This is a genomic window from Sphingopyxis sp. NJF-3 (assembly GCF_053514865.1).
In genome coordinates, this window is the sequence record NZ_CM130726.1 from 1984463 (window position 1) to 2005121 (window position 20659).

Sequence of the window (20659 nt, forward strand, 5' to 3'; positions counted from 1 at the left end):
GCGCGCCGGCCCCCGTACCGTTTCCGTAAGCGGAAGACGGCCCCCTTTGTCAATCGGTCCCGACCCGGCGACCGCTGAACGGACCATATCCGTCAAGGGCCCGAGCATAGAGCCTTTCATAGGCATCGACCATCGTTGATTCGTCGAAGCGTTCGGCGGCGACGCGCCGGTTCGCCGCGCCGACCGCGGCGCGGAGTGCCGGATCGTCGGCCATCCGCGCCAGCGCGGCGCGGAAAGCTGCCTCGTCGCCCGCCACGAAGGGCCGGTTGTCGCCGGCCACCATCGCGGCAACATCGCCGACATCGGGGCTGACGACGGGCAACCCCGCCGCCATCGCCTCGATCACCGCGATCGGCGCCTGTTCGCTGAGCGACGACAGCGCGAGGAGGTCGAAATGGCCGATCCAGCGCGCGGGTTCGGCCATGAAGCCGGGCATGACAAGCCGGTCGGCCATGCCGCACGCCGCCGCCGCGGCCGCGATTGCGGCACGCTCGGGGCCCTCCCCGACGATCACCAGCCGCACGTTCGGCGGCAGCATTGCCACCGCGCGGACGAGCCGCGGCAGATCCTTGACCTTGCGCAGCCCGGCTACGGTGCCGATCACCACCTCGCCGGCGCGGCGCTCGAAACCGGGGATCGGTGTGTCCGGCCCATTTCCATAGGCTGCCACATCGATCCCATTGCGGATCAGGTGGGTGCGCGTCCCAGCCTTCCATTCATCCATGGCGATGCGCTCGAGCAAGGCCGACGGCACGACCAGCGCGCCCGTGGTCGGCAGCGAGAGGCGACGAAAGGCGTTGCGTTTCCAGTTGCGTCGAATGCTTTCGTCCTCGTTGAACCCGTCCTCGTGATGGATCAGCGAGGGCAGTCGCTTGAACGGCGCGAAGACGCGGCGCGCCATAACCCCGTCCATCGCGCCCCAATTATAGCTGAGCACCATGTCGAACCGCTGCATATAGGCGGCGAGGTCGCGGTAGCGCGCGAGACCCGGCTTGCCGTGGAGCGGCGGCGCATCCTTCGGGAAATCGACCTCGATCCCCGGCGCGATCGCGTCGCGTGCGCCGAGCGCGTCGGGCATCGCCGACAGGATCGCGTGCTGCGCTCGATCCTCCATCAGGTTCATCAGCCGCACCGCGCGCGCTTCCTTGCCGCCGAGCGAGAAGCTCGAATGGAGATGCAGGATACGGACGGGATGCTCGCGCCCGGTCACGTCGCGGGCAGGTCCGCGAGCCAGGCGTCGATCGCCGCGACCGCCGCGGGCTCGTCCATCGTCGGCGCGTGTCCGACGCCGGGCACCTCGACCAGCCACGCGCCCGGCAGCGCCTGCTCCATCTTCTGCGCCGCGCCCTTCGCCAATATGTCCGACAGCGCGCCGCGCAGCACCAGCACCGGAATGTCGCCGAGCGCCCGATAGGCGGGCCACAGGTCGATCCCTGCCTCGGGCGCCGGCAGGCGCAGCGGCGCCGCGATCTGCTTGTCGTAATCGGTGACGATCCGCCCCTCGGGGGTCAGGCGGTGGGTGCGCTTGGTGAGACGCAGCCAGTCGTGGATGCCATAGCCCGGATAGACGGCGGCGTTGAGCTCGGCGAAGGCGCGCGCCGCGTGAATCCAAGTCGGCTGGCCGCCGCCAGCGCCGATATAGTCGCGGATGCGTTCGAGCCCTTTCGCCTCCAGTTCGGGGCCGACGTCGTTGAGCACCGCGCCGACGAGGCGCCCCGTCATGCTCGCCGCCATCAACATCGACACGAGCCCGCCGAGCGAGGTGCCGATCGTCGCGAAGCGCGCGATCTCCAGCTCGTCGAGCAACGCCACGACGTCCTGCACATAGGTCAGCGGAACATAGGTCATCGGGTCCTTGGCATAGGCGCTCTCGCCGCGGCCGCGGAACTCGACGACGATAGTCCTGCGCGACCGCGCGACATGCGGCGCGAGCGCCTCGAAATCGCGGGCGTTGCGGGCGAGACCGGGCATGCAGAGCACCGGCGGCGCCTCCGCGGCGGCTTCCGGCCCCGCATAGACACGCGCGTGCAGCCGCACGCCGTCGGCGGACCACCAATAATGGTCCGACCAGTCGAGCCCGTCGGCCCGGATGTCCTGCTTGACCGTAATGACCCGTCCCCTTCCTGCGTTTCCACACGCCGTCTATCGCCAACCCGGCGACGGCGCGCAAGCCGTCCGTCGCCGCCCGCCGGTTGCCGCCACCCGCTTTCACCGATAAGAGGCGAGCGACCATGAACGAAGACCTGCTTTCCTTCGAACCCGCGACCGGTGAAGAGCTGTGGCGCGGGCCCGTCAGCCGCGTCGACGACGAGGTCGAGATCGCCCGCCGCGCTTGGCCCGCCTGGGCGGCGCAGGCCGTCACCTTCCGCGCCGAGACCCTCCGCCGCTTCGCCGACCGGGTGAAGGCCGAGGCCGAAACGCTGGCCGACCTGATCGCGCGCGAAACCGGCAAGCCGCTGTGGGAAGCGCGCACCGAGATCGAATCGGTCGCGAACAAGGTCGATATTTCGGTCAAGGCCTATGCCGAGCGCACCCCCAACCGCCGGATCGAGGGCGCGATGGGGCTGCGCAACGCCGTGCGCCACAAGCCCCACGGCGCGCTCGCAGTGCTCGGCCCCTATAATTTTCCCGCGCACCTGCCGAACGGCCATATCGTCCCCGCGCTGCTCGCGGGCAATTCGGTGCTGTTCAAGCCGTCCGAAAAGACCCCGGCGACAGGTGCGAAGCTGGTCGAACTCTTCCATAGCGCGGGCGTGCCGCAAGAGGTGCTGCGCCTCGTGATCGGCGGCCCCGAAACGGGCAAGGCGCTCGCCTCGCATGAGGGCATCGACGGGCTGCTCTTCACCGGATCGGCGCGCACCGGGCTCGCGCTCAGCCGCCAGTTCGCGGGCCAGCCGGGCAAGATGCTCGCGCTCGAGATGGGGGGCAACAACCCCGTCGTCGTCTGGGATACGGCCGACATCCGCACCGCGGCGATCCTCGTTGTCCAGTCGGCCTTTCTGAGCGCGGGGCAGCGCTGCACCAACGCGCGGCGGCTGATCGTCAAGGAGGCGATGGCGGAGCGGCTGATCGAGGAGGTCAAGACGCTCGCGAACCGGCTGATCGTCGACCATCCGCACGCCGAACCGGCGCCCTATATGGGCCCTGTGATCGACAATGAAGCGGCCGACGGGCTGACCGAGAGCTTTCTGATCCTGATGTCGAACGGCGGCCAGGTGATCCGCCACATGACGCGGCCGGTCGCCGACCGCCCCTTCCTGACCCCCGGCATCATCGATGTCACCGCGATGCCCGAGCGCCCCGACATCGAGCTGTTCGGCCCGCTGCTGCAGGTGATCCGCGTCGACAGCTTCGAGGCCGCGATCGCCGAGGCGAACAATACCGCCTTCGGCCTTTCGGCGGCGCTGATCGGCGGCACGCCGCAGCTCTACGACCAGTTCTGGGCCAACGCCCGCGCGGGGGTGATCAACTGGAACCGCCCGACCAACGGCGCCTCCTCCGCCGCGCCCTTCGGCGGCATCGGCCTGTCGGGCAATCACCGGCCGAGCGCCTTCTACGCCGCCGATTATTGCGCCTATCCCGTTGCAAGCTCCGAAAGCGACGCGATGCGCGCTTCGATCGGCGTAGGAATGCGCGATCCCGAAGGGTCGCAACTGGTGACGAAGAAATATCTTTGACATCCCCCGTCACCCCGGACTTGACCCGGGGTCCGGCTTTTCGACGTTGCTGAGCGGGACCCCGGATCAAGTCCGGGGTGACGAGGGTGGAGAGGAAATTTTACCTTCACCACCGCCAATAAAGCCTGCTTTGCCAATCGCGACCCCAGCAATCATCTATGTTGCATGGCAAAGACTCCTCCTTCTGCGGGCAAGCTGTGGCTCGTCGGCGCCGGCCCCGGCGACCCCGACCTGCTGACCCTGCGCGCCGCGCGGCTGCTGGAAAGCGCCGACCTCGTCGTCCACGACGGGCTGGTCGGCGACGGCGTGCTCGCGCTGATCCCGCCGCACGTCGAACGGATCAGCGTCGCCAAGCAGCGCAGCCGCCACACGATGAAGCAGGAACGGATCAACGAACTGCTCGTCCGCGAAACGCTCGCGGGCAAGCGGGTGGTCCGCCTCAAGGGCGGCGATCCCTTCATCTTCGGCCGCGGCGGCGAGGAACTCGAGGCGGCGCGCGAAGCGGGCGTCGATTGCGAGGTCGTCCCCGGCATCACCGCCGCGGCGGGCTGCGCCGCGCAGGCGCGCCTCCCCCTCACCCACCGCGCCGACGCGAGCGCGGTCAGCTTCGTCGCCGGCCAGTGCAAGGATCTGACCGATCAGGACTGGTCGGGGCTCGCCGGGCACGGTCGCACGCTCGTCATCTACATGGGCCTCGCGACCGCGTCCGCCATCGCCGACAAGCTGATCGCCGACGGCGTCTCGCCCGGCCTGCCCGTGGCGGTGGTCGAGCGCGGCACCACCGCCGAGGCGCGCGTGCTCCGCACGCTGCTGACCGACCTCGGCGACCTCGTCGCGCGCGAAGCGGTCCAGAGTCCCGCGCTCATCATCGTCGGCAAGGTGGCGGCGCGCGCCGATGCGCTCGACTGCCTCGGCGCCCCCGGCATCGCGACTTCAACAAGGGATTTTTCATGCAGTTACTGACCGGCAACGACCTGAAAACGGGCGCCGTCATCTGGTGGACCGGCCGCGGCTGGTCGCTCCATGTCGAGGACGCCGCCGACGTCGGCGACCAGGGCGAGGCGATCCTCGCCGCCGAGGACGGCGCGCGCCGGGTCAACGGCGGCTACATCATCACCGCCGAGGACAGCGCGAGCGGTCCGCGGCCTTCGCATATCAAGGACCGCATCCGCGCGCTCGGCCCGACGGTGCGTCCCGACCTGACACTGAAACCCGCCGACCCCGCGGCCGGCGACTGGGTGATCTGACATGTATAAATATGACCAGTACGACCAGGCGATGGTCGACGCCCGCGTCGAGGAATTCCGCGACCAGACCCGCCGCCGCATCGCCGGCGAGATGAACGACGACCAGTTCAAGCCGCTGCGGCTCAAGAACGGCCTCTATCTCCAGCTTCACGCCTATATGCTGCGCGTCGCCATTCCCTATGGCACGCTCAATTCGCGGCAGCTGCGCAAACTCGCCGAGATCGCGCGCAAATATGACCGCGGCTACGGCCATTTCACGACGCGGCAGAACCTTCAGTATCACTGGATCAAGCTGGAGGAAGCGCCCGACATCCTCGCCGAACTGGCGACGGTCGAGATGCACGCGATCCAGACCAGCGGCGAGAGCATTCGCAACATTTCGGCCGACCAATATGCGGGCGCGGCCGCCGACGAGATCTGCGATCCGCGCCCGTGGGCCGAACTGCTGCGCCAGGCGACGACCTTCCACCCCGAATTCAGCTATCTGCCGCGCAAGTTCAAGATTTGCGTCATTTCGTCGCCCGCCGACCGCGCGGCGCTGCGCTGGCACGACTGCGCGCTGCGCATCGTCCACAACGAAGCGGGCGAGGAAGGCTTCGAGGTCTATGCCGGCGGCGGCATGGGCCGCACCCCCTTCATCGCCTACAAGATCCGCGACTTCTGCCCGGCGTCGCAGATCTTCTCCTATCTGCAGGCGATCCTGCGCGTGTGGAACCTCCACGCGCGGCGCGACAATATCCACAAGCAGCGGATGAAGATCCTCGTCCACGACCTCGGCGAAGAGGAGTTCCGGCGCCAGGTCGAGGAAGAGTTCCAGAATTTCCTGACCCTCGGCACCGACTTTCCGCAGGCGGAATATGATCGGATCGCGGCCTATTTCACGCCGCCGCCGTTCGAAACGGGCCTGTCCGAGGACATCGACCGGTCGGACCCCGCTTTCGCCTTGTGGGTCGACCAGCAGGTTATCGCGCACAAGGCGCCGGGCTATGCGATCGCCAACATCAGCCTGAAGCCGATCGGCGGCATCGGCGGCGACGTCACCGCCGAGCAGATGGAGGTCGTCGCCGACCTCGCCGAACGCTACAGCTTCGACGACGTTCGCGTGACCCACGCGCAGAATCTTGTCCTGCCGCACGTCCGCAAGGCCGATCTCTACGCGGTCTGGCAGGCGCTCGACGAAGCGGGGCTCGCCGACGCGAACCTCGACCTCGTCACCGACGTCATCGCCTGCCCCGGTCTCGACTATTGCACCCTCGCCAACGCGCGCTCGATCCCGGTCGCGCAGAAGATCCAGCAGCGCTTCGCCGACATGGACCGCCAGCGCGACCTTGGCGAGCTCAAGATCAAGATCTCGGGCTGCATCAACGCCTGCGGCCACCATCATGCGGGGCACATCGGCATCCTCGGCGTCGACCGCAAGGGCACCGAGAATTACCAGCTCCTGCTCGGCGGTTCGGGAGCCGAAGACACGACGCAGGCGAAGATCACCGGGCCCGGCTTCGACGAGGATGGCGTCGTCGACGCGGTCGAGCGCGCGGTCGAGCGCTATCGCGAATTGCGCGACCCCGGTGAGCGCTTCCTCGACACCTATCGCCGCGTCGGCTTCGACGCCTTCAAGGAGGCTATTTATGGCTGATGCGCTGCGTTTCCGGAACGACGACCCGATCGAGGAGCCTGCGGTCTCGCTCGACGCCTTCCTCGACCAGGACGGCGCCAGCGCGGTGCGGATCGAGGCGGGCGACGACCCGCGCCGGCTGATCCCGCACCTTGCCCGGGTGAAACTGGTCGAGATCGGCATCCCGCGCTTTCGCGACGGCCGCTGCTTCACCTCCGCGCGCATCCTGCGCGAGGCGGGCTATGAGGGCGAGATCCGCGCCGAGGGAGACGTGCTCGTCGACCTCGTCGCTTTCATGCGCCGTTGCGGCTTCGACAGCTTCGCCCCGCAGGCGGGGCTGAACCGCGCCGACGTCGACGCCGCGCTCAGCCGCTATGCGAATGTCTATCAGCACGCCGCCGACGGCGCGGTGCCGATCTGGAAGCTGCGGCATGGCTGACACCTCCAAAATCCCGTTCGCATCGAGCGAAGTCGAGATGCCCCACGGCCATGCACGGCCGATGGGCGTCCCGACGCTGCGCGACGCGAACGGCGACGAGGGGGAAGAAAGACACCGCGACAGGATCGACGTGGCGCCGCGCTTCACGCAGGCCGACGTCATCCGCCTCAACAACCTCTTCCGCGGCCAGGACGCGGCGGAAGCCGTGACGAGCGTGCTCGGCGCGGGGCTGATCGGCGATACGGCGATCGTTTCGAGCTTCGGCGCGGAAAGCGCCGTGCTGCTCCATCTGGTGACGCAGGCCGCGCCCGGCATCCCGGTGCTGTTCCTCGATACCGGCAAGCATTTCCCCGAAACGCTCGCCTATCGCGACGAACTGACCGCGCGGCTCGGGCTCAATCTCGTCAACCTGACCCCCGATGCCGGGGAACTGGCGAAGAAGGACGAGACCGGCCTGCGCTGGTCCTACGACCCCGACGGTTGCTGCGAAATCCGCAAGGTCAAGCCGCTCGAAAAGGCGCTCGCGGACTTCGATACCTCGATCACCGGCCGCAAGGGCTTCCAGTCGTCGACGCGCCAGGGTCTGCCGCGCTTCGAACTCGACGGCAGCACCGGCCGGCTGAAGTTCAATCCGCTCGCCAACTGGACGCGCGAGATGCTCGACGCCTATTTCGAGGAACATGACCTGCCGCGCCATCCGCTCGAAGCGCAAGGCTACCCCTCGATCGGCTGTTCGCCCTGCACGTCGAAGGTCCAGCCGGGCGAAGACCCGCGCTCGGGCCGCTGGCGCGGCTGGGACAAGACCGAATGCGGCATCCACGAGGCGGTGACGCCGCTCGACGACGACCCCGCGAACGACCCGGCGTTCTAGGAAATTACCGCCCAGGCCATCACGCCGATAGCCCATATGAGAATCGCTGCGACCCAGATTGCGAAAGCTGTCCGGTAACGCGTGACCAGCCTTTCGAGAACAGGATCCTCATAACCTAAGCTCGAATATTTTCGCAGGAAGTCGCGCAACCAGTCGATTGTACGCGCTCCAACCCATGTATCCCCGCGATCGACATAGCGGAAATAGTCATGTTCCTGATCAAGCTGGCGCTCTATGGCTTTGACCCGTCCTATCATCCAAAGCCATAGGACAGCGATGCAAACCGCAGTCCCCAAGATCAGATAATCAAACATTCCCAGCGTCAACGGCCTGACGCCTCACTCATAATCCGCATAGGCTTGGCTTTCATCCGCCAGGTCGCTGAACTTGGTCGTCTTCGCCTCGAAGTGCAGGCGGATCTTGCCGGTCGAACCGTGGCGCGATTTGGCGACGATCACTTCGGCGAGGCCGAAGACGCGCTCCATTTCCGCCGCCCATTCCTCGTGCTGCGCATGGATTTTCACATCGTCGCCCTCGACCGGGCGTTTGGGCTCGCGCGCCGCGACGTAATAATCCTCGCGGAACACGAAGAGCACCATGTCGGCATCCTGCTCGATCGAGCCCGATTCGCGAAGGTCGGAGAGCTGCGGACGCTTGTCCTCGCGGCTTTCGACCTGGCGGCTGAGCTGCGACAGCGCCATCACGGGCACGTTCAGTTCCTTCGCCAAAGTCTTGAGACCACGCGAAATTTCGGAAATTTCCTGCACCCGGTTGTCGCCGCTGCGCGACGAGCCCTGCAAGAGCTGGAGATAATCGACGATGATGAAACCGATGCCGTGCCGCCGCTGCAGGCGGCGCGCGCGGGTGCGCAAGCCGGCGATCGTCAGGCCCGGGGTATCGTCGATGAACAGGGGCAGCGTCTGCAGCGCCTGCGCCGCGCGGCTCAACTGCTGGAACTGGTCCTTGCTGATCTTGCCCATGCGCAGCGCTTCGCCCGATACCCCCGACTGCTCGGCGAGCACGCGCGTCGCGAGCTGGTCGGCCGACATTTCGAGGCTGAAGAAGGCGACCTTCGCGCCCATATTCTTCTCGGGCGGAATGCCGTCCTCCTCGTCGCGGCGGAACCGTTCGGCGGCGTTATAGGCGATGTTGGTGGCGAGCGAGGTCTTCCCCATGCCCGGACGTCCCGCGAGGATCATCAGGTCGCTGTTGTGCATGCCGCCGATCTTGGCGTTCATGCTCGAAATGCCGGTGGTGATCCCCGACAGGTGCCCGCCCGAATTGAGCGCGCGCTCGGCGGCCTGCAGCGCGACGAGGCTGGCGGCGCTGAAGCTCTTGACCGACCCCATTTCTGCTTCGCCGCCCGCGACGCGGTAGAGCGCGGTCTCGGCTTCCTCGATCTGCGCCTGCGGGTCGACGCTCTCGCTGGTGTCGAGCGCGCTGTCGACGAGGGTGCGGCCCACGTCGACGAGTTCGCGGAGCAGCGCGAGGTCGTAGATCTGGCGCGCGAAATCGCGCGCGCCGATCAGCCCGGCACCGCTGCCGGTGAGCTGCGCCAGATAGCCGACCCCGCCGACCGCCTTCATCGCCTCGTCCGCCTCGAAGAAGGGCTTGAGCGTCACCGGGGTCGCGATGCTGTTGCGCTCGATCAGCGCCATCGCCTGTGCGAAGATGCGGCCGTGGAGCGGCTCGAAGAAATGCGCGGGCGTGAGCTGGACGGGCAGATCCTCGACGACTCGATTGTCGATCAGGATCGCGCCCAGAAAAGCGGCTTCGGCCTCGACATTGCGCGGCAATTGGCGGTCGTCCCCGGAGGAGGCCGGGGCGGGAATGAGGGCAAGCTCGGGCATAGCGATCTTCATGCTTCGCAGGCCGCTGCGGCGCAACCGGCGATATCGATCAACCTATCATATCTGTGGAATGCTGTGAATAAGTCGCCCTTGCCCTTCGCCGCGCGCCAAGTAGAAGCACAACCGGCATGACCGATCTCGACCCCTCGAAACAGCGCATCATCTCGGTCGACCTCGACGAAGGCTCGATCGTGTGGCGCAACCCCGATGTCGAGCAGGAGCGCCGGGTCGCGATCTTCGACCTCATCGAAGACAACAAGTTCGTCCCCCAGCGCGGGCATCCCGACGGCTATGCGGGGCCCTACCGACTGCTGCTGCGGGTCGAGGAAGGGCGACTGATCTTCGAGATCGGCCGCGAGGACGGCTCGCCGCTCGAAGCGATCATCCTCGGCCTCGGGCGGTTCCGCCGGCCGATCCGCGACTATTTCGCGATCTGCGACAGCTATTATCAGGCGATCAAGACCGCGACCGCGCAGCAGATCGAGACCGTCGACATGGCACGCCGCGCGCTGCACAACGAGGCGGCCGAAATGCTGATGGATCGGCTCGACGGCAAGATCGCGGTCGATTTCGACACCGCGAGGCGGCTTTTCACGCTGATCTGCGTCCTGCATATCAAGGGCTGACGATGGCGATGGGGGCGACATTCGCGAAGCGCAAGACACCGGCGAAGCCGGTGCGCAACTGGCGCGGCGCGATCCTGCACTGGCTGCGCCGCGCCCTCGCGCTCGCGGCGCTGGTCCTGCTGGCGATCGGGCTCGCGCTCTGGTGGGCGGCACGCTGGACCCCGCCGCGCGAGCAATATCCGTTGCAGGGCGTGACGATCGACGCGGGCAACGGCCCGGTCCACTGGGGCTCGATCAAGGCCGCGGGCGCCGACTTCGCCTATATCTTCGCGACCGACGGCGACCGCCGGGTCGACCCGATGTACGCGCGCAACATGGCGGCGGCGCGGGAAGCGGGGGTACGCACGGGGCCGATTCATCGCTACGACCTTTGCAAGCTCGCGACCGATCAGGCCGCGAATTTCATCCGCCACGTGCCGCGCCGGCCCGACGCGCTGCCCGCGGTCGTCTGGCTCGACTATGACGATCGCTGCCCCGACCGGCCGACGCGCGCGCTGCTGCTGAGCGAGCTCGCCACCTTCCTCGCGCAGATCGAGGCGCATATGGGCAAGCGGAGCCTGATCGCGCCGGGGCCGAATTTCGAGGCCGATTACAAGGTGACGCGCGGCATCGCGCGCACAACCTGGCTGCGCCGCGACTTCTTCGCCCCCGACTATGGCGCCCATCCCTGGGCGATGTGGCAGGCCAATGATTATGTGCGACTGTCGGGCGCCGACGGCACCGTCGGCTGGAACGTCGTCCGCCCCGAAGGAATGAGCGATGAGTGACCATGAAGACCGCGACGCCCTGATCGCCGCCGCGCGCGATGCCGCGGCGCGCGCCTATGCTCCCTATTCGGGTTTTCACGTCGGCGCGGCGCTGCTCCTCGACAATGGCGACGTTGTCACCGGCGCCAATGTCGAGAATGCCAGCTATGGCTTGACGCTGTGCGCCGAAACCGCGGCGATCGCCAAGATCGCCAACGAAGGCTGGATCGACCGGCTCGCCGCGGTCGCGATCATCGGCGGGCGCCCCGACGGCGACGCGCTGATCGGCAGCGAGCCCGTCCATCCCTGCGGCCGCTGCCGCCAGATATTGAACGAGGCGGCCGAGCGGTCAAAGACTGACATCGCCGTCCACTGCGCCTCGGGCGACGGCGCCGCGATCAGGAGCTATCGGCTGAGCGAGCTGCTGCCCGCCGCGTTCGGGCCCAAGGATCTCGGCCTCATCCCCGACTGATCGCTTGCGCAACGCGCGCCGCGCCGACAAGAGAAGCCATGAGCATTCTTTCCGACAAATGGATTCGCGAAGCCGCCCGGACGCAGGGGATGATCGAGCCGTTCGTCGAGGCGCAGCGCCGCGACGGCTGCATCAGCTACGGCCTCTCCTCCTACGGCTATGACGCGCGCGTCGCGCCCGAATTCAAGATTTTCACCAATGTCGACAGCGCGGTCGTCGACCCCAAGGATTTCGCGTCGAACAGCTTCGTCGACCGCGAAACCGACGTCTGCATCATCCCGCCGAACAGCTTCGCACTCGCCCGCACGGTCGAATATTTCCGCATCCCGAGGGACGTGCTCGTCATCTGCCTCGGCAAATCGACCTATGCGCGCTGCGGCATCATCGTCAATGTCACCCCGCTCGAGCCCGGTTGGGAAGGCCATGTGACGCTGGAGTTTTCGAACACCACCCCCCTGCCCGCGAAGATTTATGCCAATGAAGGCGCGTGCCAGTTCCTGTTCCTGGCCGGCAACGAGCCGTGCGAGACGAGCTACGCCGATCGCGCGGGCAAATATATGGGGCAGAAGGGCGTGACGCTGCCCAAACTCTGATTTCAAATTCGTCATTGCGAGCGCAGCGAAGCAATCTCCAGCTATCGACATAAAACCAGGTCGATGGCTGGAGATTGCCGCGTCGCCTTCGGCTCCTCGCAATGACGAACATTGTTGCGTTCAGCATCGAGAATGATAACGTTCTCATAAATAAGATCGGGGACGAGACCATGACATTCCGCGCGATCGCGCTCCTGTTCGCTGCGCTGCTTTCCAGCGCTACCCCCACCCACGCCGAGGGTTTCCTCAAGGTCGATGGCACCCGTATCGTCGACGACCGCGACAAGCCCGTCATCTTGCGCGGCATGGGTCTCGGCGGCTGGATGCTGCAGGAAGGCTATATGCTGCAGCTCGGCGAGATCGGCCAGCAGCACAAGATCCACGCCAGGCTGATCGAACTGGTCGGAGAGGCGCGAACCGCGGACTTCTACCGCGCGTGGCTCGACAATCACACGACCGAGGCCGACATCGCGGCGATGGCGACATGGGGCTTCAACTCGGTGCGCCTGCCGATCCATTTCGACCAGCTCGCCCTCCCCGCCGACCGCGAGCCGACGCCCGGCGAAGATACCTGGCTCGAAGAGGGCTTCCAGCGCATCGACCGGTTGCTCGCGTGGAGCAAGGCGCACCATGTCTATTTGATCCTCGACCTCCACGCCGCGCCGGGCGGGCAAGGCAACGACCTCGCCATCTCCGACCGCGATCCGGCGAAACCCTCGCTGTGGGAGAGCGCGGAGAATCAGCGCAAGACCGTCGCGCTGTGGACAAAGCTCGCGGCGCGCTACAAGGACGAGCCGTGGATCGGCGGCTACGACCTGATCAACGAACCCAACTGGAGCTTCGCGACGCCGGGCAAGGGCCATGGCTGCGACGAGACCGAAAACAGGGTGGTCTGGGCGCTGCAGCAGCGCATCACCGCGGCGATCCGCGCGGTCGACAGGCGGCATATCGTGATCGTCGAGGGCAATTGCTGGGGCAACAACTACAAGGGCCTGCCGCCCGCGTGGGATGCCAATATGGTGCTGAGCTTCCACAAATACTGGAACCGCAACGACGCCGCGAGCATCGCCGACATCGTCAAGCTGCGGGGGAACTATGGCCGCCCGATCTGGCTCGGCGAGTCGGGGGAGAACAGCAATGTCTGGTTCCGCGACGCGATCGCGCTGGTCGAGGGCGAAGGCATCGGCTGGGCCTTCTGGCCGCTCAAGAAGATCGGCTTCAACCAGCCGCTCGAAATCGACCCCGGCCCCGGCTGGGCGGCGGTGGTCGCCTGGATGACCGGCAAGGGACCAAAGCCCGACCCCGATACGGCCTATGCCGCGATGATGCACCTCGCCGAAAACAGCCGGTTCGAGCGGAATATCCCCCATCCCGACGTGATCGATGCGATGCTGCGCCAGCCGCACGACGCGAGCACGCGGCCCTTCGTCCCCCACCGGCTCGCGGCGGGCGCCCTCACCATCCGCGCGGTCGACTACGACCTCGGCCCCGCCGGCATCGCCTATGCCGACACGGTCGACGCCAATTATCATGTCGCGACCGGCGGCGAACGCGCGGCGTGGAACAATGGCTCGACCTACCGCAACGACGGCGTCGACATCGCGCGCGAGGCCGATGGCCGCCCCATTGTCGCCGACTTCGTCACCGGCGAGTGGATGCGCTACGGCGTCGCGGTGGCGAAGGCCGGTCGTTGGGCCATGACCATTCGCGCACGCTCGGCCAAGGGTGGGACGATTGCGCTCGGCGACCGCGAAATCGTCGTTCCCGCCTCGGCCGACTGGCGGGAACTGACGCTATCCGACGTGGCGCTCGCCGCCGGAGCGGTGCCGCTGGTCCTGCGCGCGGTCGATTGCGGCGACTGCGCGGTCGACAGCCTGACCCTCGCGCCGAACTGACCGGCGGAACCTCCCCGCGTCCCGAGCGTCCTGACTGCACAAGCGGACGGGGCGCGAAAAACGGAGGATGCCCCATGTCCATGATCGCCGTCTTCATCGGCCGCCTGTTCATCGCCGTCATTTTTCTGGTGTCGGGGATCAACAAGCTGATCCATGTCTCCGACACCAATGCGATGATCGCCGCCGCCGGGCTTCCCGGCTGGCTCGCCATCCCGACCGGCCTTTTCGAACTGCTCGCGGGCGCGTGCCTCGTCCTCGGGGTCGCGACGCGGCTGTGGTCGATCCTGCTCGCGGTTTTCGTGCTGCTCACCATCCTCTTCTTCCACCGCGAATTCACCGATCCGATGCAGGCGATGATGGCGATGAAGAATCTGGCGATCGCCGGCGGCCTTCTGTGTCTGTTCGGCTATGGCAACACCCGCTGGAGCTATGACGCGCTGCGCCAGCGCCGCCGCGACGAACTCGCCAAACACGACGCCGAACGCCGCGCGAGCGAAGCCGAATTGCGCGCCGCGCGCGCCGAGGGCCGCGCCGAAGTCGCGGGCGAGCCGCCCGTCGTCGTCGAGAAGCGCCCCTTCTGGCGCCGCTGAGTTGACGGCGCGGTAGTTTGACCCTCCTCGAAGCGGGCAAGACCATGCGCCGCTCTTCAAACTGCGCCATCACCGCTTCGCGCTTGGCATCGCTCTCCGCCTGCGCTAGCCTCCACTTAACGTTTACGTAAAGGGAGGTTGGCGTGGCCGATACGCGCGAGTTCGACATCATCGTCTATGGCGCCACGGGGTTCACCGGGCGCCTCGTCGCGGAGTATCTGACCGAGCATTACGCCGGGCGGAAGGACGCGCCCAGATGGGCGATGGCGGGGCGCAGCGCCGGCAAGCTCGCCGAGGTCCGCGACCTCATCGGCGCGCCCGCCGACACGCCGCTCGTCGTCGCCGATGCGAGCGATCCCGCGAGCCTCGACGCGATGGCGGCACGCACCCGCGTCGTCCTCACCACCGTCGGTCCCTATCAGCTTTACGGCGGCGACCTGGTCGCCGCCTGCGTCCGCGCCGGCACCGCCTATGCGGACCTGTGCGGCGAACCCGGCTGGATGCGCGAGATGATCGACGCGCATCAGGACGCAGCCAAGGCATCGGGTGCGCGGATCACCTTCAGCTGCGGCTTCGATTCGATCCCCTTCGACCTTGGCGTGCTGTTCCTGCAGGCCGAGGCGGTGAAGCGCCACGGCAGCCCCGCGCCGCGCGTCAAGGGCCGGGTGCGCAAGATGCAGGGCGGCGCCTCGGGCGGCACCATCGCGAGCCTGACCGAAACGCTGAAGGCCGTCGCGAAGAAGCCCTCGCTCGCGCTGCTGCTCAAATCCAGCTTCGCGCTGACCCCGGGGTTCGAGGGGCCGCACCAGCCGAGCGGGCTGATCCCCGAATATGATTCCGCGGCCGGCACCTGGACCGCGCCCTTCGTGATGGCGCCGATCAACACCAAGAATGTCCACCGCACCAATTTCCTGCTCGGCCACGCGTGGGGCGAGGATCTCGTCTATGACGAGATGGTGATGACGACGATCGGCGACGCCGGCAAGGCGATGGCCGAAGCGATGGCGAAGGCCAATCCGTTCGGCGATGCGAAGCTCCAGCCCGGCGAAGGCCCGAGCAAGGAGCAGCGCGAAAAGGGCTTCTACGACATCCTCTTCATCGGCGAATATCCCGACGGGCGCGAGATCCGCGCGAGCGTCCAGGGCGACCGCGATCCCGGCTATGGCTCGACGTCGAAGATGCTCGCCGAAACCGGCATGGCGCTGCTCGACGACAAGGGCGCAGGCGGCGTGTGGACGCCGGGCGCGCTGCTGGGGCGGGCGTTGATCGACCGGCTGACCCGGGAAGCCGGGCTGACCTTCCAGATCGAGGACTGACCGCAGCATGTCGACCTCCACCAGCGCACTCGACGCGCTGCTCTCCACCCTGCGCGTCGATGGTGACGTCGCGACCGCGCATATCGACGAAGGCTGGATGCAGGGCCGCACCGCCTATGGCGGGATCAGCTCGGCGGTCGCGCTCGCGGGGGCGATGGCGCTTCACCCGACCGAGGCGCCGCTGCGCTATGCCCAGATCAGTTTCGTCGGCCCCGTCGGCGGCGACTGCACCGTCGAAACGCGCGTGCTGCGCCGGTCCAAATCGAGCCTGTTCATCAACGCCGAGGTCAGCAGCGATGCCGGGTTCGGCACCGCCGCGGTCTTCGCCTTCTCACCCGACCGGTCGAGTCATCTCGACCATAATCGGCTGACGATGCCCGACGCCCCCGATCCCGACACGCTGTCGCCGGTTCCCGAGCACAAGGCGCGGCCGAGCTTCACGCGCCATTTCGACATGCGCCCGACCAGCGGGCCGCGCTTCGCCTGGAAAAGCGAGGTCGGCGAATATCTGACCTGGGTCCGCTTCGTCGAGGAGCCCGTCTGCCACCCCGCGGTCGCCCTGCTCGCGATGGGCGACGCGCTGCCGCCGGCGGCGATGGCGCTGTTCACCGAATTCGGGCCGATCAGCTCGATGAACTGGACGGTCAACATGCTGACCGCGACACCGCGCACCGACGACGGCTGGTGGCTGCTCTCGGCGAAGACGGGCTATGCGCGCGCCGGCCTGTCGGTGCAGGACATGATGCTGTGGAACCGCGCCGGCGAGCCGGTGCTCAGCGGCAGCCAGGCGATCGCGATCTACGCGTGATTTTCACTCCCCTCCTCTTCAGAGGAGGGGCAGCGAGACTTGGGCGCGCAGCGCCCTAGTCGCAGCGGGGTGGTGCTGGCGTCCTTGCGCGCTATCGCGCGCCACCACCCCAACCCCTCCTCTGAAGAGGAGGGGCTTAATTCAGGAAACCGGTAAAGCAATCACCGCGTCGAGCCCGCCGCCCGCGCGGTTGGCGAGCGTCAGCGCACCGCCCTCGCCCTCGGCGATCTCGCGCGCGATGGAGAGGCCCAGACCGGCGCCTCCGGTCGCCCGGTTGCGCGATTCCTCGCCGCGCGCAAAGGGTTCGACGAGGGTGCGGATCTGCTCGTCGGTCAGGCCGGGGCCATCGTCGGACACGGTGATACGCGCCCAGCCGTCGGCGACCGCGACCGACAGGCGCGCGCGAACGCCATAAGCGACGGCATTGTCGACGAGATTGCGCAGCGCCCGGCGCAGCAGCAGCGGCCGCGCCGTCACGCTAGCGTCGGCGACGTCGGCCACCGCGACATCGCGGCCCCGCTCGCGATAATCGGCCGCGAGATCGCCGACGAGCGCGCCGAGCGCCACGGGTTCGCGCGCCTCATTGCCCGACCCCGAGCGCGCGAGCGCCAATATGTCGGCGAGCATCGCGGCCATTTCCTCGATCGAGGTGATCATCTTGTCGCGCAGAGCCGCGTCCTCGACCTGCTCGACACGCACGCGCAGGCTGGCGAGCGGGGTGCGCAGATCGTGCCCGACCGCGCCGAGCATCCGGTCCTTGTCGGACAGCATCGCCGCGATCCGCGCGCGATAGGCGTTGAACGCGCCGATCAGGTCGCGCACGTCGGACGGCCCCGCCTCGGCGAGCGGCTCGGCGTCGCGCAGCGCCGGACTGGTCCGCGCCGCCCGCGTCAGGTCGCGCAGCGGCGCCGCCGCGCGCCACGCGATCAGCAGGATGGGGATCAGGAGCAGCAGATAGAGCGACAGCGTCTGCCAGAGCAGGAAGCCCTGCAGGCGGTTGCCACTCGCCGGAATGCGGCTGCGAACGGCGTAATATTGGTCGCCGACCTTGGCGACGACCACCACCGTCTGCCCCGGAAAGTCGGGGCGCCGGCGCGATGTCCGCGGTGGAAGCGCCCAGGCCTTGACCGAATCGGCGCGCACCTCGGCCTCGTTCATCAGCCCCGCGACATAGTCGGCGAGGTCGGGGCGCGACACCGCGCGGCGCGGCAGGCGTGGCGGTGCATCCGATATGCGCAGCTTCTGGACGCGCTCGTGCGGCCGCCCGTCGCCCTCGCTTCGCTCGCGTTCGCCGCGCCGGTCGCGCTCTACCGCGTCGATGATCCGCGCCACCGCCATGCCGCCGCCGTGGGCGAGCACCTGCTGCTCCTGGCCGCGCACGAGCAGCGCGAAGTTGATCGCCTGCGCGACGAACAGCGTCACCGCCACGGCGAAGACGAGCTGCCCGATCAGGCTCTTCGGCCACAGGCCCAGTTTCACGATGCCGGTCCCAGCCGCTTGACCTCGCACGCCAGGGTATAGCCGCCGCCCCAGACCGTCTTCACGAACTGCGGACGCGCGGGATCCTCCTCGATCTTCTTGCGCAGGCGGCTCACCAGATTGTCGATCGCGCGGTCGAAGATGTCGGCCTCGCGCCCGCGCACCATGTCGAGCAGCCGGTCGCGGCTCATCACCTGGCGCGGATGGCGGACGAGCGCGTGGAGCAGATGATATTCGCCCGACGACAGCGCGACCTCCTCGCCCGCCTCGTCGACGAGCACGCGCTCGACCTCGCGCAGCACCCACGGCCCGAAGGCATAGCTGGTGCCGCCCTTGTCGAGCGCGCGGCCGCCCTGCTGGGTGCGGCGCAGCACGGTGCGGATGCGCGCGACCAGTTCGCGCGGGTTGAAGGGTTTGACGACATAGTCGTCGGCGCCGATCTCGAGCCCGATGATCCGCTCGGTATCCTCGGCGCGCGCGGTGAGCAGGATGACCGGGATGCTGCTCGTCTCGCGCAGGTGGCGGGTCAGCGACAGCCCGTCCTCGCCGGGCATCATGATGTCGCTGACGACGAGGTCGATGCTCTTGGCCCGCAGGATCGAGCGCGCCTCGGCGGCGCTCGCCGCGTCGCTGACCGCGAAGCCCTGCGCCGCGAGATATTCGCCGAGCGGCTCGCGGATCGACGGTTCGTCGTCGATCAGCAGGATGCGGGGCGTATCGCTATCGGTCATCTCGCGTCCGTCTAAAACAAATGGTTCGCCCACCGACCAGGGGCCGATGGGCGATACCGTGCTGACAGGGACCAGCGGCAAAGGCAATGCCAGGGAGGGGGGAAGAGCCTGCCCGTGCTGCCGATCCCTGCCAAAGCTATTCGGACGCCGGAGCGGCCGGGGCCGCGCCGCGCTGGCCGCGCTTCGCCTTCCACGCCGCGCGCTGCGTCTGGCGTTCCTCGGCGGTCACCTGGCCGTCCTTGTTGGCGTCGAGGCGGTCGAAGCGCGCGAGGGCGGCGGTTTCGAACTCGGCCTGGCTGATGGCCTTGTCGCCGTCGGTGTCGGCCTTCATCATCATGCCGTGATCGCCGCGCATGCCGTGGTGGCCGCCGCGCTTGCCATGATGGCCGCGCATCCCGCGCTTGCCTTCGCCGGCTTCACCGGCCGCGGCAGCGCGCTTTTCCTTCCATTCGGCGCGCTTGGCTTGGCGGTCGGCGCCGTGCTGGTCCCACTCGGCCTTGCTGATGCTGCCGTCCGAATTGGCGTCGAGCGCGGCAAAGCGCTTCGCCTGCATCGCGGCGTGGCGCGCGGCGCGGTCGGCGGCGTCGAGCTTGCCGTCCTTGTTGGTATCCATCCTGGCGAACATCTGCCCGGCCGCGGCCTGCGCCTCGGCGCGGGTCAGCACGCCATTGCCGTCGGCATCGCCCATGTTCCGGTCGCCGCCCGGAGCGGCGAGCACGGGAACCGCGATCAGCGCGGCGCCCAAAGTCAAAAGGGTCATCTTCTTCACGTCACGAACTCCTGCCATGGGACCCTCGCGAAAGGGGAGAGCCGGGTCCCGATGACGGCATTCTAGGGGCGATTTGTCCCAGTCCCTTGCCGCACGGAGGGAAAATTGTCGCAAAATGTCGCAAAAACCGCGCCCCGTTCATGCGGGCGCAAGCGGAGACGGCGCCGCGAGATCAATAGCGGCCCGACAGCAAGGCGCCCGCGCCGGAAACCTTCGTGGGCAGACCCAGGCGCGTCAGCATCTGGTGCGCGGTGCAGATCGCGGCCGATACGACCGGCAGCCCGATCGCATCCTCGATCCTTTGCACCGACGGCAGCGAGGGCATCTGGACGCAGGCCGAAAGGACGAGCGCGTCGATGCCGGCGAGGTCGAGGCGCTTGTAATGATCGAGCAGATGGATCGGGTCCTGCGCCGCGACCTCCAGATTGTCGGGGATTTCGAGCGCGAGCCAGTCGGCGACCGCGACGCCCTCCTTCTCGATATAGGAAACCACCATCTGCGTGAGCGGCTTCATATAGGGGGCGACGAGCGCGATGCGCTTCGCGTCCAGCGCCTTCAGCCCCTTGATCAGCGCCCCCGCGCTCGTCACGACGGGCGCAGGGTGGCCGTTCTCCACCGTGCATTGGTGGAGCCGCGCCTCGGAGACGCGGTGATAACCCTGCCCCATGCTCATGATCGCGACGAGGCAGGCGTAGCCGAGGACGTCGACCGCGGCGTCGGACAGTTCGAGCGCGCAGCGGTCGGAATCGGCGTCCATCGCCGCGAGCTCCTCCTTCGTCACCTTCCTCATCCGCATCCGCGACGAGTGGAAGGTGAAGCGCTCGGGCGCGATGGCCTCGCGGGCGCGGAGCAGCGCCGGAATCTCGGTCTCCATCGTGACGTTGGAGCTGGGCACGATCTGCCCGATGCGGATGGGTCGTGCCGTCATGGCGCGC

General features: G+C 67.7%; 22 protein-coding genes. 14 read left to right on the top strand and 8 right to left on the bottom strand.

What is annotated here, in order from left to right; translation table 11 throughout:
• Window positions 1-49: 49 nt before the first annotated feature.
• Together ACOTSS_RS09730 and ACOTSS_RS09735 are read right to left on the bottom strand one after the other, a co-directional pair.
• Window positions 50-1210 carry a glycosyltransferase family 4 protein gene (locus ACOTSS_RS09730; protein ID WP_448687993.1) on the bottom strand — a complete coding sequence of 387 codons (1161 nt, stop codon included), beginning with the start codon at window positions 1208-1210 and terminating at the stop codon, window positions 50-52.
• A complete protein-coding gene (locus ACOTSS_RS09735) occupies window positions 1207-2037 on the bottom strand; it encodes an alpha/beta fold hydrolase (RefSeq protein WP_448687994.1) in 831 nt (276 codons plus the stop codon). The genes ACOTSS_RS09730 and ACOTSS_RS09735 overlap by 4 nt, the downstream gene beginning before the upstream one ends.
• 194 nt (window positions 2038-2231) lie before the next feature.
• Between ACOTSS_RS09735 and astD the strand changes: the two genes are divergently transcribed.
• From astD to ACOTSS_RS09765, 6 genes are all read left to right on the top strand, one after another.
• Complete coding sequence (gene astD, locus ACOTSS_RS09740) at window positions 2232-3677, top strand: succinylglutamate-semialdehyde dehydrogenase (RefSeq protein ID WP_448687995.1); 1446 nt, start codon at window positions 2232-2234, stop codon at window positions 3675-3677.
• Between the two features lie 165 nt (window positions 3678-3842).
• Entirely contained in the window at window positions 3843-4640 is a 798-nt protein-coding gene (gene cobA, locus ACOTSS_RS09745; RefSeq protein WP_448687996.1) for a uroporphyrinogen-III C-methyltransferase, read from the top strand.
• Window positions 4628-4924 (top strand): DUF2849 domain-containing protein, encoded by a 297-nt coding sequence (locus ACOTSS_RS09750; RefSeq protein WP_095388185.1) that lies wholly within the window; start codon window positions 4628-4630, stop codon window positions 4922-4924. Before cobA ends, ACOTSS_RS09750 begins: the two co-directional genes overlap by 13 nt.
• A gap of 1 nt (window position 4925) precedes the next feature.
• Window positions 4926-6560 (top strand): nitrite/sulfite reductase, encoded by a 1635-nt coding sequence (locus ACOTSS_RS09755; protein ID WP_448687997.1) that lies wholly within the window; start codon window positions 4926-4928, stop codon window positions 6558-6560.
• The gene (locus tag ACOTSS_RS09760; protein WP_095388183.1) at window positions 6553-6978 is read left to right on the top strand and encodes a DUF934 domain-containing protein; all 426 of its coding nucleotides are present in this window, start codon (window positions 6553-6555) and stop codon (window positions 6976-6978) included. The genes ACOTSS_RS09755 and ACOTSS_RS09760 overlap by 8 nt, the downstream gene beginning before the upstream one ends.
• 61 nt (window positions 6979-7039) lie before the next feature.
• Window positions 7040-7849: a phosphoadenylyl-sulfate reductase gene (locus tag ACOTSS_RS09765; RefSeq protein WP_448691321.1), complete on the top strand. Its 810-nt coding sequence runs from the start codon at window positions 7040-7042 to the stop codon at window positions 7847-7849.
• Here ACOTSS_RS09765 and ACOTSS_RS09770 read toward each other — a convergent pair.
• Together ACOTSS_RS09770 and ACOTSS_RS09775 are read right to left on the bottom strand one after the other, a co-directional pair.
• Window positions 7846-8175: a hypothetical protein gene (locus ACOTSS_RS09770; protein WP_448687998.1), complete on the bottom strand. Its 330-nt coding sequence runs from the start codon at window positions 8173-8175 to the stop codon at window positions 7846-7848. The two genes, ACOTSS_RS09765 and ACOTSS_RS09770, sit on opposite strands and share 4 nt — an antisense overlap.
• A 12-nt stretch (window positions 8176-8187) precedes the next feature.
• A complete protein-coding gene (locus ACOTSS_RS09775; protein ID WP_448687999.1) occupies window positions 8188-9699 on the bottom strand; it encodes a replicative DNA helicase in 1512 nt (503 codons plus the stop codon).
• 128 nt (window positions 9700-9827) lie between these two features.
• Here ACOTSS_RS09775 and ACOTSS_RS09780 point away from each other — a divergent pair, with 128 nt between their 5' ends.
• The 8 genes from ACOTSS_RS09780 to ACOTSS_RS09815 all read left to right on the top strand — a co-directional run bounded on the left by ACOTSS_RS09780 (window position 9828) and on the right by ACOTSS_RS09815 (window position 16745).
• Entirely contained in the window at window positions 9828-10325 is a 498-nt protein-coding gene (locus ACOTSS_RS09780) for a UPF0262 family protein (protein ID WP_448688000.1), read from the top strand.
• Between the two features lie 2 nt (window positions 10326-10327).
• Window positions 10328-11092 (top strand): glycoside hydrolase family 25 protein, encoded by a 765-nt coding sequence (locus ACOTSS_RS09785; RefSeq protein ID WP_448688001.1) that lies wholly within the window; start codon window positions 10328-10330, stop codon window positions 11090-11092.
• Window positions 11085-11543 (top strand): cytidine deaminase, encoded by a 459-nt coding sequence (locus ACOTSS_RS09790; protein ID WP_448688002.1) that lies wholly within the window; start codon window positions 11085-11087, stop codon window positions 11541-11543. The genes ACOTSS_RS09785 and ACOTSS_RS09790 overlap by 8 nt, the downstream gene beginning before the upstream one ends.
• Before the next feature lie 38 nt (window positions 11544-11581).
• Entirely contained in the window at window positions 11582-12136 is a 555-nt protein-coding gene (gene dcd / locus ACOTSS_RS09795) for a dCTP deaminase (RefSeq protein ID WP_297662287.1), read from the top strand.
• 170 nt (window positions 12137-12306) lie between these two features.
• Entirely contained in the window at window positions 12307-14031 is a 1725-nt protein-coding gene (locus ACOTSS_RS09800; RefSeq protein ID WP_448688003.1) for a cellulase family glycosylhydrolase, read from the top strand.
• A 74-nt stretch (window positions 14032-14105) separates the two neighbouring features.
• Window positions 14106-14621: a DoxX family protein gene (locus ACOTSS_RS09805; protein ID WP_448688004.1), complete on the top strand. Its 516-nt coding sequence runs from the start codon at window positions 14106-14108 to the stop codon at window positions 14619-14621.
• A 143-nt stretch (window positions 14622-14764) separates the two neighbouring features.
• Window positions 14765-15937, top strand: coding sequence for a saccharopine dehydrogenase family protein (locus ACOTSS_RS09810; RefSeq protein ID WP_448688005.1), 1173 nt, complete (start codon window positions 14765-14767; stop codon window positions 15935-15937).
• Window positions 15938-15944: 7 nt separating this feature from the next.
• Window positions 15945-16745, top strand: coding sequence for an acyl-CoA thioesterase (locus tag ACOTSS_RS09815; protein WP_448688006.1), 801 nt, complete (start codon window positions 15945-15947; stop codon window positions 16743-16745).
• A 141-nt stretch (window positions 16746-16886) separates the two neighbouring features.
• Here ACOTSS_RS09815 and ACOTSS_RS09820 read toward each other — a convergent pair whose 3' ends face one another.
• The 4 genes from ACOTSS_RS09820 to ACOTSS_RS09835 form a co-directional block, all read right to left on the bottom strand.
• A complete protein-coding gene (locus ACOTSS_RS09820) occupies window positions 16887-18224 on the bottom strand; it encodes a sensor histidine kinase (RefSeq protein WP_448688007.1) in 1338 nt (445 codons plus the stop codon).
• Window positions 18221-18955 carry a response regulator gene (locus ACOTSS_RS09825; RefSeq protein ID WP_448688008.1) on the bottom strand — a complete coding sequence of 245 codons (735 nt, stop codon included), beginning with the start codon at window positions 18953-18955 and terminating at the stop codon, window positions 18221-18223. Before ACOTSS_RS09825 ends, ACOTSS_RS09820 begins: the two co-directional genes overlap by 4 nt.
• 136 nt (window positions 18956-19091) lie before the next feature.
• A complete protein-coding gene (locus ACOTSS_RS09830) occupies window positions 19092-19715 on the bottom strand; it encodes an EF-hand domain-containing protein (protein WP_448691322.1) in 624 nt (207 codons plus the stop codon).
• Between the two features lie 181 nt (window positions 19716-19896).
• The gene (locus tag ACOTSS_RS09835; protein WP_448688009.1) at window positions 19897-20652 is read right to left on the bottom strand and encodes a maleate cis-trans isomerase family protein; all 756 of its coding nucleotides are present in this window, start codon (window positions 20650-20652) and stop codon (window positions 19897-19899) included.
• Between the last annotated feature and the right edge of the window lie 7 nt (window positions 20653-20659).